Here is a 15168-nt window from a genome sequence, read left to right on the forward strand (position 1 = left end):
CTAAGAAGCTTTTAATTGTATATTATTCTGCTTTATTCGAACGATTAAATCGTTTACTAATGTTTTCCCATATTTAACAGCATATTCTTTTGCTTTTTCAGTCATAATATTCTCTTTATTTTTTTTATTTACAATAGTAAATGGTGTGTTTTTTTGTGAAAAATTAAAATAATTTTTATTGTCATCTAAATATTTCTCTGAATAAAAACTAGTACATACAATTAATCCATCTATTATATCTTCAGATAATAAATTAATATAATTAATTTCTTTTCTTGGGCTATTACAAGTTTGGTAAACCATAACTCTATGACTATTATCACTAGTCTCTTCTGTTATTCCATTTACTAAATTGTAAAAAAATTCATTTTTAAAATCAGGTATAATTACACCGATTATAAAGTTTTTTTTACTCTTTAGGTTTCGTGCAAAAAAATTAGGTATATAGTTTAACGACGAGGCAATTTTTCTTATTTTCTCTTTAGTTATATTACTAATTTCATGACTATCGTTTAAAGCTTTTGAGACAGTAGATATCGAATATCCTGCTTCTACAGCAATGTTTTTTAAGGTTATTGTATTTTGCATATTTAAAAAGATTTTCCGCTGATTTGAGTATAAAAAGATTCAAAACATCCCCTATCAGCCATTGTTACAAAACATTGTTTTTTTTCTAATCCTCCAAAAGTTATATTGGTAGGTTTTTTTCCTTTTAATGATACTTCTTGTAGTAATGCTGCCTTAGGTGATAATATAGCTACAGTACCTTTGTCATATCTACAAACATATAAATTACCCAACTTGTCACAACGCATACCGTCTAAACCAAAATCAATAAAACTTTTAAATAATTTTTTATTTATAACGCTACCATCTTCGTTAAGATCATATACCCAAATTTTCTTTTGATGAGATTCATTTACGTATAATTTTGTTCCTAACGGATTAACTGCTATACCATTTGTTGTTCCCATATTTTCTTCAAGTAATACTATTTTGTTATTCTTTAACATCCATAAATTACCTGTATTATTAGACCAATTCGGATCACTTAAATATATAATACCTGAAGGCGATATAACCAAATCATTAGGTTGATTCATATCTTTATTATGAGCATAAACACTTGGTTTTATTGAATCTTTTTTAACAATTAATACATTATGATTAACATAATCTGCTATATACATATTGTCTTCCTTATCAAATCGAATTCCATTACCAATACTTCCTTTTGAAAGCGTAGTATATAAGCTTGAATTACCTTTTTTATCCACTTTTCCAATAGTACCTTCTTTATCAAAATTTACAGCATAAAGGTTTCCTTTACTATCTACCGCGGGTCCTTCAATACCTTTAGTAAACAAATATTCTTTTGTAAAATCAAACGCTATATAACAATTCTCCTTTTTACATGAACTAAATAAAAGTATAAGACAACTTAAATAATAAAATATTTTCTTCTGTTTACTTTTCATTTTACTCATTTAAACTAATATTTTTTATTAGTTTTTCTAATGATAAATGAATCATAAGTTCAGTGTCTTCCATAGGTTTTTTCAAATTAGCAACACTCTTTTTAATTAAACGTTGCTCTTTTAAACTAGGAGTTTTTTTATCTCTTAATACTTTTAAAAGAAATATAGATACAGTGTTTAAATCTCTATAAGGTTCTTTTATATTTTTTAATAATGGATTCATTTCTAACTTTAAAAAGTCATTGTAATTATTACTCCATTTATTTAATAAAAAAACAATTTTATCTTTATTTTCTTTTGAATATTTTCTTAAAAAACTTTCTGTTGCTTTATTAAAAGTTATTGCATCATCTGCATCTACAGAACAAGCATCTGCAAAAAGGGTAAAAGGTGAAAATGATTTATATTCTGTGCCTCCTTTATTTCTTGAATATACTTTTAAAGGTTCGTATATTCTTGATAAAACTTTTAAAGATTTTATATCCTGATTCTTAGTAAGATTCCTTAAAATAACAGCTTTATTCTTTATATGAGTAATACCTAATTCTTCTAATTGATTGTTTACAACTTTCAATCGTTTTCTCATATTATCAACATCTTTCACTTCTTTAGAAGACCAAAATCTTTCTGCAATTGCCGCTGTTCTTGGCCAAACTCTAGAATCAATTGTAAGTGGTGTTACTAATTCACTCCACATGGTTGCTTCAGCTCCTAAAACTCTTTTTAATTCTTCTTTCGTTAATATTTCGTTACCTATTGGATCTACTAAATAATGATGTTTTACAGATAACATTCTATCTATATAATATCCGTTAGAAAGCACAGCTTGATACCCTTTTTTTGCTGCTTCAATTAAAGTACTTTGTTTTAAACCTTCATGTTTACCTCTCCAAGAATGAATAACTGCTGTCGTTGGAAGTGATGGTGTTAAAATCTCATCCCATCCCATTAGCTTTTTATCTAATTTTTTTAATATTTTTTCTAATTTAATATTAAAAAAAGTTTGTAGATCGTGGTTTGTTTTTAAGTTATGTTTTCTTTTAAATGCTTTGATTTCAACATTTTTATTCCAATGTTTACCTTCATTTTCATCTCCTCCAATATGAAAATATTCATCTGGAAATAACGGAGCTATCTCTCTAAACAAAGTCTCTAAAAAAAGATAAGTAACTTCTTTTGCTGGATTTAAAGTCGGGTCAAAAACACCTGCAAATCGCTCAACCTCATAGTTATAACCTTCCTTACTTCCTAACTCTGGGTATGCTGCTAATATTGCAGATGCGTGACCAGGAACATCAAACTCAGGAACAACTCTAATTCCTAAATCAGAAGCAAAAGCAACGACATCTTTTATTTGATCTTGAGTATAAAATAATCCGTCAGCCGCAATTTCTTGCAATCTTGGATAGACTTTAGACTCTACCCTAAACCCTTGATCATCTGTTAAATGCCAATGAAAAACATTTAATTTCACAGATGCCATTGCTTTTAGGTTTCTTTTTATGACATCAATTGGTTGAAAATGTCTTGCAACATCAATCATTAATCCTCTCCATACAAAGCGTGGTGAATCCTTTATAGTTACACCTTCAAAAAAATGATTGTCTTTATTAAAATTAATCAACTGTAAAAGAGTCTCTAACCCTCTAATAGCTCCAACATCAGTTTTTGCATTAATTTTAACCTTATTACTATTAATTTCTAAAGAATATGATTCATCACTTTCTATATTTAAATTAGATACAGTTTCGAAATTAATCTCTATTGTTCCGTTTTTTGTTTTTACAGGAAAACCTGTATTAATAAAAACACCTGTTCTATTAGAAAGCCTTCTTAAAAAACTTACTGATGCTTTATGAACTCTCTTTTTTAAATCAGTTCCTAAAACACTAATTGTTAGTTTTTCATTTATAATAAGATGAGTACTATTATCTTCTATTTCTTGTGGCCAAGGCATTAAATTATACTTTTCTGATAATGCTTTTTGAGAAAAAGAATGTTCTATAAAAATACCTAGAATTATAATTAAAATTATTTTCTTCATTTATTCAATTTTATATATTTTTCAATAATAAATCTATTTATACCTGCTGCTTTAACCTTTTCTATTCCTGATTGAATTAAAGTATCACCTTTTATTATAACCTTGAATGAAAACTGATGATCTTTAATAGCTTCTATTGTTGTAAAAGCTAATGTTTCTGTATATTTTTCTCCTTCTAAAACATAAGATCCAGCTCCACTATAAAAATTTTTATTTCCTTTAATTTCTTGATTAAAGAATGAAAAATGTGTCTTATTTATAATTTTTATAAACGTCGTATTTGATAAATCCTTTAATTTAACAGAATCGTTTTCTACAATTTCAGCGTAAATCATTTTCCAAGTACCTTCTATATTTTTGGGACTTTTTAATGTGCTTTTTTTACCACAAGAGAAAATGAAAAACAGAAATAGTAAATAATATATTGTTCCTTTCATTTATTAAAAATGATATCGTTTAAACGCCTCTATTGCTGCATAATTTGCCATACCTAAATCATGATATTTTTCTGCAGTTAATCTGTTTCTATCTTCTGCTCTTACCCAAAACTCTCTAGCATCATCTCCTTGAAACATAACTCCATCTTTTTGAGATTGATGATAAAAAATGGCATGACGTTTTTTTATTACTTGGTCAGGACTCATAGGTACTGCCATTTCAATTTCATACGATTCCCATTCATACCAAGCTCCTCTATATAACCAAACCCAGCAATCATTCATATATGCTTTAGTCTTAAGAATTTCTAATGATTCAAATAAAGCATCTAAACATACTTTATGAGTTCCATGAGGATCTGCTAAATCTCCTGCTGCATAAATTTGATGCGGTTTAATTTCTTCTATTAATTCGCACATTATATCTAAATCATCTTCAGATAAACTATTTTTTTTCACCTTCCCTGTTTCGTAAAAAGGAAGATTTAAAAAGTGAACATTACTATCTTCAAGGCTTAAATATCTTGTTGCTGCTAGTGATTCTGCTCTTCTAATACTTCCTTTTAATTTTCTAACCTCAAGAGAATCTATATTATTAAGCCTTTTAGATTTTATACTTTTTACTATTTCATCTAATCCTTCTTGATTAAGAGATAAAGTTTTAGCAACCTCAACAAATTTTAAAGCATCACTATCTGCTACAGCAATATTACCTGATGTTTGATAAGCAATATGTACTTCATGACCTTGTTCTACCAATCTATCAAATGTTCCTCCCATAGAAATTACATCATCATCTGGATGCGGACTAAAAATAAGTACACGTTTTTTAGATGGTTGAGCTCTCTCTGGTCTATTACTCCCCTCTGCATTAGGCTTTCCTCCTGGCCAACCAGTAATTGTATGTTGTAACTTATTAAAAATTTTTATATTTAAATCATAAGCACTTCCTTCTTCTGATAATAACCCAGACATTCCGTGTTGATTATAATCTTTATCGGTAAGTTTTAAAATTGGCTTTTGAACTTCTTGGCTTAACCAAAAAACAGCCTTCTTTTTTAGCTCATCAGTCCACACGCACGATGCAACTAACCAAGGCGTTTTAATTCTTGTTAATTCCGTAGAAGCTTCTACATCTATAATAAAGGTAGTATTCTTATGATTTTGTAAATAACTTGCTGGTATTTGCGATGTTATTTCTCCTTCTATTGTTTCTTTAATAACTTTAGCTTTATTAATACCCCAAGCTAGCAATACAATTCGTTTTGCATTTCTTATCGTATTAATTCCCATTGTTATTGCTTTTCGGGGAACATTATCTATTCCTAAAAAACTTGAAGCGGCATCTTGTCTTGTTATGTGATCTAATGTTATGCTTCTTGTTCCTGAATTATAATGAGATCCTGGTTCATTAAAACCAACATGACCTGTTCTACCGATACCTAAAAGCTGAAAATCTAAACCTCCTGCTTCCTTTATTTTTAATTCATAGTCAATACAATATTGATGAATTTCGTTTGCATTGATGGTACCATCTGGAACATTTACATTTTCTGGTAATATATCTATATAATTAAATAAATGCTCATGCATAAAATAATGATAACTCTGAACATCATCTGGTTGCATTGCCCAGTATTCATCTAAATTAAATGTAACTACATTCGTAAAGCTTAATCCTTCCTCATTATGTAAACGAACCAATTCTTCATATACTTTTATTGGTGATGATCCTGTAGCTAAACCTAAAATACATTTTTTATTTTCTTTTTGCTTTTGCTTAATCAGATCAGCTATTTCATTTGCTACAATTTTTGAAGCTTCAAGAGAGTTATTAAAAATTATGTTATGATTCTTTTCATAACGTGTTTCTTCAAATTGTCCAGCAGGTTTATATGCTATATTTTTAGGGGTGTCTATTTGTAAGTATCCAACCATCTTTTTGTTTTTAGTAAATTTAGTAGCTATCTCTTTTTTTTGCTAATTTTTTCGACTAAACGCTAAAAAAAAGACATAAAAAACAACCAGAAATACATTACATACTTCTGGTTATTTCATTCAAATAAAAATTAACGTATTTATTAAAAGTTTGACATCCCTGTATCCCACCAAAGTCTTGTTCCTCCAGTATCTGGTCCATTTAGATAACCTACTGCAATTGTTACGTTTGCTGCATTCGTGTTCTTCTCACTATCTACAAAATTAATTCTTCGTACTTGAGTATTTGTATCAATATCTCCTCCACTATTATTTACAACAACTGGAAATACTCTAGGGTATCCTGTTCTTCTGAATTCTGACCAAGCTTCTTGACCGTCAGGAAACATTGCAATCCATTTTTGAGTAATTATTTGTTCTAATTGCTCTTCTTGTGTTGCTGCATTATCATATGCTATTTTAACATCGCTAGCATAAGCTATATCATTTGCTGTATTTAATGCATCTACAAAATCTGCAGGTGTACTTGTATTATCTGCTAAATAAGCTTCTACATCTGAAGCTCCATGCTGAGAAAAAGATGCTCTCACTCCTTCTTCATAATTCATCTTAGCATTTCCTGCTCCTGACCAACCTCTTAATGCTGCTTCTGCCTTTAAAAAATGTACTTCTGCATTTGTCATCCACACTTTATGTGTAGCATTTTCAACTACATTTCCTAATAAAGAATGACTACCATATTGAGATTTTGCGTTAATTTCAATTCCCTGACGAACACCTTTATGAGTTCCTAAAGCTACATCAGCAGGTGCATTAAAATATTCAGCGATTCTTACATCATTAAAACCTTTTAAAATAGCTTCCATCTCTGCACTCATACAAATATCTCCCCATGTTCCACTAATAGTTGCCAATGGATGCGAAAAACCTCCCATATCAACTGTCATTGCTCCTGTAATAAAGCTAGCATCACTAGCTAATGCTTTTTCTCCTTCAATTTTTGCTAATGCTTGATCTACTTTAGATACTCTAATTGCTAAACGTAATCTTAATGAATTTGCAAAAGCTCTCCATGAGGCAATATCACCTTCTAAACTAGACTCATCAAAAGGATCAAATTGAACATTCCCTTCATATTGCTTTAACCCTACTATAGCTTCATCTAATTCCATAAAGAAGGCCTTATAAGCGTTCTCTTGAGAATCATATTCTCCCGTAGTATTATAATCATCGTACTTTGAATATCGTATCGGACCAAAAACATCAGAAACTCTATGCATTCCCATTACTTTAATAATGTTTGCTAAAAACACAAATTTTTCTCCTCCTTCTGAATTTGTCAATTCAACTTGCTCTTTAATACCTCTAGCATATGGCATTACTCCATTACCAATGTTTGCATTGTAAGCATCGCTCCATATAAAACCATTCCAACCATTAACTAAAGCATATGTTTGGTTATTTATATTTCCTGCAAAAGGTGTAGGTGAAGTCATATAACCAGAAAAAACATCTGCATTTAAATTATGTTGTAATTGATAATTCCACGCTGGTTCAACACGAATTACATTCGAAAACATTGGTGAAAATCTAGAACCTATATGATTATTTCGTTGAGTTAAACTTTCGTTAGATATTTTATTAGGATCGGTATTAATTCCTGCAAAATCATTGGTACATGCATTAATAATTACTAAAATTATTAATAACTGTATATATTTTATCGTTCGTTTCATTTTTTTAAAAGTTTATATTAAGATTAACCCCTATACTTCTTGTTGATGGTTGGCTATAAATATCAACTCCCTGTAAACCAATACCTGTACTTGCAGCTATGTTTGGATCAAATGGAGCTTCTTTATAGAAAAAGAATAAATTATTTCCTATTAAAGACAATCTTACACTTTTAAAGAAATCATCTTTTATTGGTAATTTATATCCAATAGATAACTCTCTTAAACTCACATTAGTTGCATCATATACATATTCTCCTAGCATACCATCTCTACCTCCAATTGCATTATAGTACTCTTGTGCAGTAATTTGAGATCCAACACCTGTTTCATTTACCACATTTATCATTCCTCCATTTGTATTTCTAGCATCAGCGGTTGCCTGTGAAACACCATATTTATCATTTACAGCTTCTGTAACACTTACTACGTCTCCTCCAAATTTCCCATCAATTAAAAAACCAAAAGAGAAATTCTTGTAATCAAAAGTGTTATTCCATCCTAAAGTAAAATCAGGCTGTGCATGTGCTACAGTTTTAAAATCTGTAGCTACTAAAGCTCCTGATGAATTAATTATTGGTGTACCATTTTGGTCTCTTTCCAATGATCTCGCTTTAATACTTCCAAAATCTTCTCCTTCAATTAACGAAAATTCATATCCATTAACACCTCTTGCTGTAATTATAGCTTCACCATCCTGTAATGATGGATGTACTGATACTACTTCATTTTTATTTTGCGCAAAATTTAATGCCGTATTCCATGTAAAATTCTCATTTCTTACTGGTTTACCATTTAAAACTAATTCAATACCTTTATTAGATATTTCTCCTGCATTCACAATATTTTGTGAATATCCATTTGGGTTAGGTGCTGCTTGAATAAAGAATATCTGGTTTTCTGTTTTTGTATTATAATACGTTAATTCAAAACCTAAACGATTATTTAAAAACCTCCATTCTGTACCTATTTCAAATGATTTTTGTCTCTCTGGCATTAATGTCTCACCTTCAATAGGTGCAAAAGCAGCTGAACCTACAGATGGATTTGTTAGGTTTATTGAATTTAAAGGTATCGTAGCGTATACAGGAATATCTTTACCTACCTCAGCATAAGAAACTCTAAGTTTTGCAAAATTAATTGCTTCTGGCATATTAAACATCTCTGAAAAGACACCTGTTAAACCTACAGATGGGTAAAAAAATGAAGTTGAGTTTGTATTTACTAACGTAGATGACCAATCAGTTCTACCAGTTATATCTAAATATATCATTTTCTTATACCCTAAGTTAACTGATCCAAACACAGATTGAACTTCTCTATTTCCTACTGATTGCCTAATATTATTAGTTGTTGCAAAATTAGCTATCGTAAATATATTTGGAAAGTTTAACCCCATTCCATCTCTTCCTGAGTCTAATAAAATTTGATCTCCTATAGCATACTTAGTTAAACTAGTTCCTAATAACCCTGTAAAACTTAAATCTTCTGAGAAATCTTTAGTGTAATTAGCTATTAAATCAACATACTGCTGTGTGTTTTCTGTTTTCTCTAAAATATACCTTCCATTACCTCCTGAATTTACAGGATCTGTACCTGCATACTGTCTTTTATCAAATGTAAAAAATGACTTATCATAACTTACTCTTGACTGTAATGAGAAGCTATCAGTTATTTGATATTTAGCTGACACATTTGCTAAAACCCTCTGTACAACATCTTTACTAGGACTTCTATTAATTAACCAATATGGGTTTTGCTGAATATTTTCATCAAATGATGTAGCGTATTGATCCATCATATTCGTTACTTGATTAAAATACTCAAATTTATTTTTGTAAGTATCTCTATCAATACCTACTGGATGTAAATAAACCCCTGTTAAAGCATTTGAATACAATCCGTTTGTAGGTCTATTATTAATTCTTTGATCTGATAAATTAATACTAGCAGAGATATCTATCTTATCATTTAAAAACTTAGCAGTTTCTCTTAACGTTACATTATTTTTTATTAACTTATTTTGAGGAACAACCCCTTCTGCTAAAGTATTAGCATATGAAAAATATGTTTGCATCTTAGCATTACCCGATGTTAAAGCTATTGAATTTATTGATGTATATCCTGTATTAAAAAAACTTTTAGCGTCATTCGATAAACCAGAAATTTTTGCTCCCCAAGATTTTGCATCAGTAACATTACCTCTTAATATAAGCTCAGGATTCGTTTGCGGGTTTACAACAGATGCAGATTGGTATTCAGATTGTAATTTTGGTAATGACATTACATTATCTACAGTAAAACTAGATGATACATTTACAGATAACCTACCTTCTTTTCCTTTTTTTGTAGTAACTAAAATTACACCATTAGCTCCTTGACTTCCATATAAAGCTGATGCCGATGCTCCTTTTAAAACTGTAATTGATGCTATATCATCAGGATTAATTAAAGACATTGCGTCTCCTCCATCCCTGTTTCCAGTTTGACTTCCAAAAATATCTGTACCCGGCTCTGAACCATTAGATCCGTTTCCGCTATTTAACATTGGTATCCCGTCAATTACATATAATGGATCATTATTAGTTGTTGAAGAGTTACCCCTTAATACAACCTTTGCTGTTCCTCCTAAACCAGAAGAACTTCTTGATATAGTTATTCCTGCTGATTTTCCAGACAAACTATTAATAGGATTTGTCTGCTTTACTTTTGTTAACTCATCTCCACTAACTTCTTGAGCAGAATACGTTAAACTTTTTCGTTCTTTTTTAATCCCTAAAGCTGTTACGACAACCTCTTTTAATAAAGTTCCTTCACTTAACTGAACATTTATTACTGATTTATTACCTACAAGAACTGAAGAACTCTCCATTCCAACAAAAGAGAACATCAAAACATCTGTCGATGAAGCATTAATTTTGTACTTACCGTCAAAATCGGTTTCAACCCCCTTAACTGTACCTTTTACTATTATGTTAACTCCAGGTAATGGCAATCCATCAGCTTTAGATGAGATTACTCCCGTTATAGTTTTTTCTTGAGCTACTGATACTTGGATCATTAACAAGAAAAAACAAAAACACAATAAGATTTTATTTTTTTTCATATTAAGTAAAAATTTAGAAATAGTTTTGAGATAAAAATATGTATAAACCAACTGTTTAATTAAAAAAAATATACGAACGACTCGAAAATGGCAACAAACAACATCTTTTAAAAAAAAATCATAATTCAATGAAAATTAACAGTGTTTTTTGCTAAAAAAAAATTAATTTCCTACTTTTTTAACATATTAAAAACAAATGATCAATAACTTATTTTCTATCAAAAAAAATAATAGGACTATTTCACGAAAGTACCATATTATCTTTTGGTTAATTTATTTTATATTTAATGTAATACGATGGGGTAGTTATTTTGACGACTATTGGTACTCTATAAAATCTAATTTAGTAGAATTCCCCTTACATATAATATTAGTTTACACAAATGTGTATTATTTTATTCCTAAATTTTTAATAACTAAAAAATACAAAACGTATGTTACCTTATTATTTTTAGCCTTAGGATTACTTTATACCATTCGTACAGGTTTAAATTACATTCTTGTTACAAAAGATATATGGCCCGAAACAGATGCTTATCAACAAGCTTTTACTTTTAATCATATTGTCGCTGTTACTATAGGAGAACTATATGTACTTGCTTTAGCTACTGCAATAAAATTAACTATAGATTGGGTTAATCAAAAAGACAGAATAGAGACCCTAAGAAAAGAACATTTAAAAAGTGAATTAAATTTTTTAAAATCTCAAATTCAACCTCATTTTTTTTTTAATACATTAAATAACTTATATGCTTTAACATTAGAAAAATCGGATATAGCTCCGGATGTAGTTTTAAAACTATCAGATATAATGCAATATGTTATATATGATGTAAAAAAAAGTAAAGTAAATCTTTTAAATGAAATTGAGTATATCCAAAATTACGCTGATTTAGAACTTTTACGCTGTCATAAAAACGCTCAAATAAATATTAACTTAAAAGGGAATATTAGTAATGCAAAAATACCTCCATTAGTTTTTCTTTCTTTTATTGAAAATTGCTTTAAACATGGTAATAAAAACAATAGCGATTTTTATATTTGTATTGATATAGAAAAAAAGGAAAATAATTCTCTTATTTTAAACATTGAAAACTCTTTTGAGCCAACTAACTCTTTTGCTAAAAAAAGATTGAAAAGTGGTATTGGTAATTCTAATACCAAAAGAAGGTTAGATTTAATTTATAAAGATCAGTACAGTTTAAAAATTATGGAAACAAAAAAAGTATTTACAATAAACCTTCAAATTCCTTTAACTTAAAAACAAACAAGTGAAAATAAACTGTGTAATTATAGACGACGAACCATTAGCCATAAATGTTATTAAAAATCATTTACAAGAATTTAAAAACATTGTAATTGTTGATACTTTTAATAACCCTATAGAAGCAATTAACACAATTGAAAGTGAAAAAATAGATGTTCTTTTTTTAGACATTAATATGCCTAAAATGAATGGGCTAGATTTTTTAAGAAACACAAAAATAAAACCTTATGTTATAATTACAACGGCCTATAGAGAGTTTGCTATTGAAGGCTATGATTTAGATGTGTTAGACTATTTAGTTAAACCAATTCCTTTTCCTAGATTTTTAAAGACTATTAACAAATTAACACAACGTATACATAATAACAATACTGACTTAGAAATAACAAAAAACTCTCATGTATTTTTAAAAGTTGATAAAAAGCTTGTAAAGGTAAAACATGATGATATTTTATATATCGAAAGTTTGAAAGATTATATAAGAGTTTCTACAACCCTTAATAATTATATTGTTCATAAATCTTTAACTAGTATGACAGAAGAACTACCTAGCAAAAGCTTCTTAAGAATACATAGATCTTATACAATTGCCTTTGACAAAGTAAATTATGTTGAAGGAAATTCATTAAATATAAATAACAAAAGAATACCTATTGGAAGAAAATACTTAAACAACACTAAGCAAATTATTTTAAAAAACAAAGATATTTAACCTCTCTTACTTTTTTAATCATTTACACACCTCTTTTTTTTACTCCATTGGTAGTAAAAAAAACGTTCCTTGTAGAAAAAAAAGAGTTTTTTAGCTTTTTATAGCTTTCTTGACGAGATTAAAAAATTAATAATATAAACACTTATATGGAAACTACATCTACTAATTCTAAACAGAATTTTACAATTCCTATCATTATCATAGCAGGATTATTTTTTATTTTTGGCTTTGTTACTTGGGTAAACGGAGCATTGATTCCTTTTATGAAAACCATTAATGAACTTACAGAGTCTCAAGCTTACTTAGTAGCCTCAGCTTCTTATATTTCCTTCGTTATTATGGCACTACCTGCATCCTATATTATTAAAAAAACAGGATATAAAAACGGAATGTCTTTAGGACTTATAGTAATGGCTATTGGAGCCTTAGTTTTTATTCCAGCTGCAAATGCTAGAACTTACTGGATGTTTTTATTAGCTATTTTTATTCAAGGATTAGGAATGACCTTATTACAAACTTCCTCTAATCCATATATCACAATTTTAGGCCCTATTGAAAGTGCTGCTAAAAGAATTTCTATTATGGGAATTGCTAATAAAATAGCAGGTGCTTTAGGTTCTTTAATTTTCGGAGCTATATTATTAAAAGGAATTGATGGTATTAATGATAAATTACAAACCTTAGATACTGCAGAGAAAAACACTGTTTTAAATGAAATGGCAAACAGTGTAGTAGCACCTTATATTATAATGGCAATAGTACTTGTTATTTTAGGGCTGCTAATTCGTTTAGCTCCATTACCTCATGTTGAAGCTGAACCTATTGAAGATACACAAGATGGAGTGACAACTAAAACAAGTGTGTTTCAATTTCCTCATTTATGGTTAGGTGTATTAACTTTATTTTTCTACGTAGGAGTAGAAGTTATTGCTGGAGATACCATTATTAATTATGGTATTTCACTAGGCATACCAGTTGCTGAAGCTAAATATTTTACTACCTATACTTTAATGGCTATGGTTTCAATGTACTTATTAGGAGCTTTATTAATTCCTAAATATTTAAAACAAGACTTAGCTTTAAAAATAAGTGCTATCTCTGGTATTATCTTATCTTTATGTATTATTTTCACTTCAGGATTCACCTCTGTCTTATTTGTTGCTTTATTAGGTTTAGCAAATGCTTTGGTATGGCCTGCTATATGGCCACTTACCTTAAAAGGACTAGGAAAGTTTACTAAAACAGCATCTGCATTACTAATTATGGCTATTTCAGGAGGAGCAGTAATACCACCTTTATATGGTAAGCTAGTTGATATGAAAAAAGAAACTTTAATACACCAAGGAATCGAAGAATCTATAGCATTAGCTGATGCGGCTACTGGTAGCTATTGGATCTTAATCCCTTGTTATATTTTCATATTATTCTACGCTCTAATTGGACATAAAATGGGTTTAAAAAAGAATTAGCAAACAAGTAAAAACAACATTTGAAGAAAAAACACAAAGGGATTGAGTTTCGAAAAAACTCAATCCCTTTTATGAATAGCACTCTTAAAATCAGACGAGAGTTTAAAATCGAGTTTTTGTAAACAAAAAATAAACACTCACAACAAAGGACAAAATAGGAATGAAAAACAAAAAACCTGTATATATTATAGTACTAAAAATACTCTTGCATGTTTTAATTTTTAGTTTCCTAACTATAGTTACTCAAATTGGTGGTATTGTGTATTTAATTGCTGTTTTATCTACTAAAAATAAAATAAAACGAACTACTATTTTCACAATATTATATCTTTTTGCAACCTTTTTAATTATCCCTTATTTAGCTCCTTTTTGGGGTAGAGAAAAAATTAAAGAAACTAGTTTTTTAAAAGCACATTCTTTTTTTTATAAACTAGCTAATAGAAACTATGTTAAACCAAAATTAAACAAAGTAATAAGTAAAATAGCTACTGATTTTGAAAATAAGAATAAAGGTATTAGAATGGTATATTTAGATGCTAATTTTCCTTTTATTGATAAGTTTCCCCTACTCCCCCATTTAAGCCATAACGACGGAAAGAAAATTGACGTATCACTTATTTATGTAAATAAAAATAAACAACTAACCAATAAAAAACCCTCTATAAGTGGTTATGGTGTTTATGAAGAACCTACTCGTAATGAATACAATCAAAATAAAATTTGCAAAAAGCGAGGAAATTGGCAATACGATTTCCCTAAATACTTAACATTAGGTAAAATTAATAACGATATTAAGTTTTCTAAAAAAGGAACACGAGATTTAGTCAAACTTATTTTAAAAGAAAAAAGTACTGAAAAATTATTTATTGAACCTCACTTAAAAAAAAGAATGAGGTTAACAAATAGTAAAATACGATTTCAAGGTTGTAACGCTGTTAGACATGATGACCACATACATTTTCAACTAAAATAATTAATACAGTT

Annotated in this window: 11 protein-coding genes; 4 read left to right on the plus strand and 7 right to left on the minus strand. The window is 29.0% G+C overall.

Features of this window, described 5'->3' with window-relative positions; genetic code table 11:
* The 7 genes from H518_RS20565 to H518_RS0113005 form a co-directional block, all read right to left on the minus strand.
* The gene (locus tag H518_RS20565; protein WP_051263768.1) at positions 1-588 is read right to left on the minus strand and encodes a LacI family DNA-binding transcriptional regulator; all 588 of its coding nucleotides are present in this window, start codon (positions 586-588) and stop codon (positions 1-3) included.
* A gap of 2 nt (positions 589-590) precedes the next feature.
* Positions 591-1478 (minus strand): SMP-30/gluconolactonase/LRE family protein, encoded by an 888-nt coding sequence (locus H518_RS0112980; RefSeq protein WP_028889461.1) that lies wholly within the window; start codon positions 1476-1478, stop codon positions 591-593.
* Between the two features lies 1 nt (position 1479).
* On the minus strand, positions 1480-3522 hold the full coding sequence (locus tag H518_RS0112985; protein WP_028889462.1) for a beta-N-acetylhexosaminidase: 2043 nt from the start codon (positions 3520-3522) through the stop codon (positions 1480-1482).
* Positions 3519-3959: a hypothetical protein gene (locus tag H518_RS0112990; RefSeq protein WP_028889463.1), complete on the minus strand. Its 441-nt coding sequence runs from the start codon at positions 3957-3959 to the stop codon at positions 3519-3521. The genes H518_RS0112985 and H518_RS0112990 overlap by 4 nt, the downstream gene beginning before the upstream one ends.
* 3 nt (positions 3960-3962) lie before the next feature.
* The gene (gene nagB / locus H518_RS0112995) at positions 3963-5897 is read right to left on the minus strand and encodes a glucosamine-6-phosphate deaminase (RefSeq protein ID WP_043706912.1); all 1935 of its coding nucleotides are present in this window, start codon (positions 5895-5897) and stop codon (positions 3963-3965) included.
* Positions 5898-6040: 143 nt separating this feature from the next.
* Positions 6041-7633, minus strand: a complete 1593-nt coding sequence (locus H518_RS0113000) for a SusD/RagB family nutrient-binding outer membrane lipoprotein (RefSeq protein WP_028889465.1) — start codon at positions 7631-7633, stop codon at positions 6041-6043.
* 4 nt (positions 7634-7637) lie between these two features.
* Positions 7638-10736 carry a SusC/RagA family TonB-linked outer membrane protein gene (locus H518_RS0113005; RefSeq protein ID WP_028889466.1) on the minus strand — a complete coding sequence of 1033 codons (3099 nt, stop codon included), beginning with the start codon at positions 10734-10736 and terminating at the stop codon, positions 7638-7640.
* A 196-nt stretch (positions 10737-10932) separates the two neighbouring features.
* On the opposite strand from H518_RS0113005, the gene H518_RS0113010 reads away from it, so the two are divergent.
* From H518_RS0113010 to H518_RS0113025, 4 genes are all read left to right on the plus strand, one after another.
* Positions 10933-11997: a sensor histidine kinase gene (locus H518_RS0113010; RefSeq protein WP_043706913.1), complete on the plus strand. Its 1065-nt coding sequence runs from the start codon at positions 10933-10935 to the stop codon at positions 11995-11997.
* Positions 11998-12007: 10 nt separating this feature from the next.
* Positions 12008-12715 (plus strand): LytR/AlgR family response regulator transcription factor, encoded by a 708-nt coding sequence (locus tag H518_RS0113015; protein WP_028889468.1) that lies wholly within the window; start codon positions 12008-12010, stop codon positions 12713-12715.
* Positions 12716-12861: 146 nt separating this feature from the next.
* Positions 12862-14184, plus strand: a complete 1323-nt coding sequence (locus H518_RS0113020; protein WP_028889469.1) for a sugar MFS transporter — start codon at positions 12862-12864, stop codon at positions 14182-14184.
* Between the two features lie 160 nt (positions 14185-14344).
* Complete coding sequence (locus H518_RS0113025) at positions 14345-15157, plus strand: hypothetical protein (protein WP_043706915.1); 813 nt, start codon at positions 14345-14347, stop codon at positions 15155-15157.
* Positions 15158-15168 lie beyond the last annotated feature (11 nt).

Source organism: Tenacibaculum ovolyticum DSM 18103, assembly GCF_000430545.1.
GTDB classification, from domain to species: Bacteria; Bacteroidota; Bacteroidia; order Flavobacteriales; family Flavobacteriaceae; genus Polaribacter; species Polaribacter ovolyticus.

What these genes read in the sequence shown, in the direction of transcription:
- H518_RS0112985 (WP_028889462.1), bottom strand. Translation starts at nt 3,522, where the DNA reads ATGAAGAAAATAATTTTAATTATAATTCTAGGTATTTTTATAGAACAT.
- H518_RS0113010 (WP_043706913.1), top strand. Translation starts at nt 10,933, where the DNA reads ATGATCAATAACTTATTTTCTATCAAAAAAAATAATAGGACTATTTCA.
- H518_RS0112990 (WP_028889463.1), bottom strand. Translation starts at nt 3,959, where the DNA reads ATGAAAGGAACAATATATTATTTACTATTTCTGTTTTTCATTTTCTCT.
- H518_RS0113005 (WP_028889466.1), bottom strand. Translation starts at nt 10,736, where the DNA reads ATGAAAAAAAATAAAATCTTATTGTGTTTTTGTTTTTTCTTGTTAATG.
- H518_RS0112980 (WP_028889461.1), bottom strand. Translation starts at nt 1,478, where the DNA reads ATGAAAAGTAAACAGAAGAAAATATTTTATTATTTAAGTTGTCTTATA.
- H518_RS0113025 (WP_043706915.1), top strand. Translation starts at nt 14,345, where the DNA reads ATGAAAAACAAAAAACCTGTATATATTATAGTACTAAAAATACTCTTG.
- H518_RS0113020 (WP_028889469.1), top strand. Translation starts at nt 12,862, where the DNA reads ATGGAAACTACATCTACTAATTCTAAACAGAATTTTACAATTCCTATC.
- H518_RS0113000 (WP_028889465.1), bottom strand. Translation starts at nt 7,633, where the DNA reads ATGAAACGAACGATAAAATATATACAGTTATTAATAATTTTAGTAATT.
- H518_RS20565 (WP_051263768.1), bottom strand. Translation starts at nt 588, where the DNA reads ATGCAAAATACAATAACCTTAAAAAACATTGCTGTAGAAGCAGGATAT.
- nagB (WP_043706912.1), bottom strand. Translation starts at nt 5,897, where the DNA reads ATGGTTGGATACTTACAAATAGACACCCCTAAAAATATAGCATATAAA.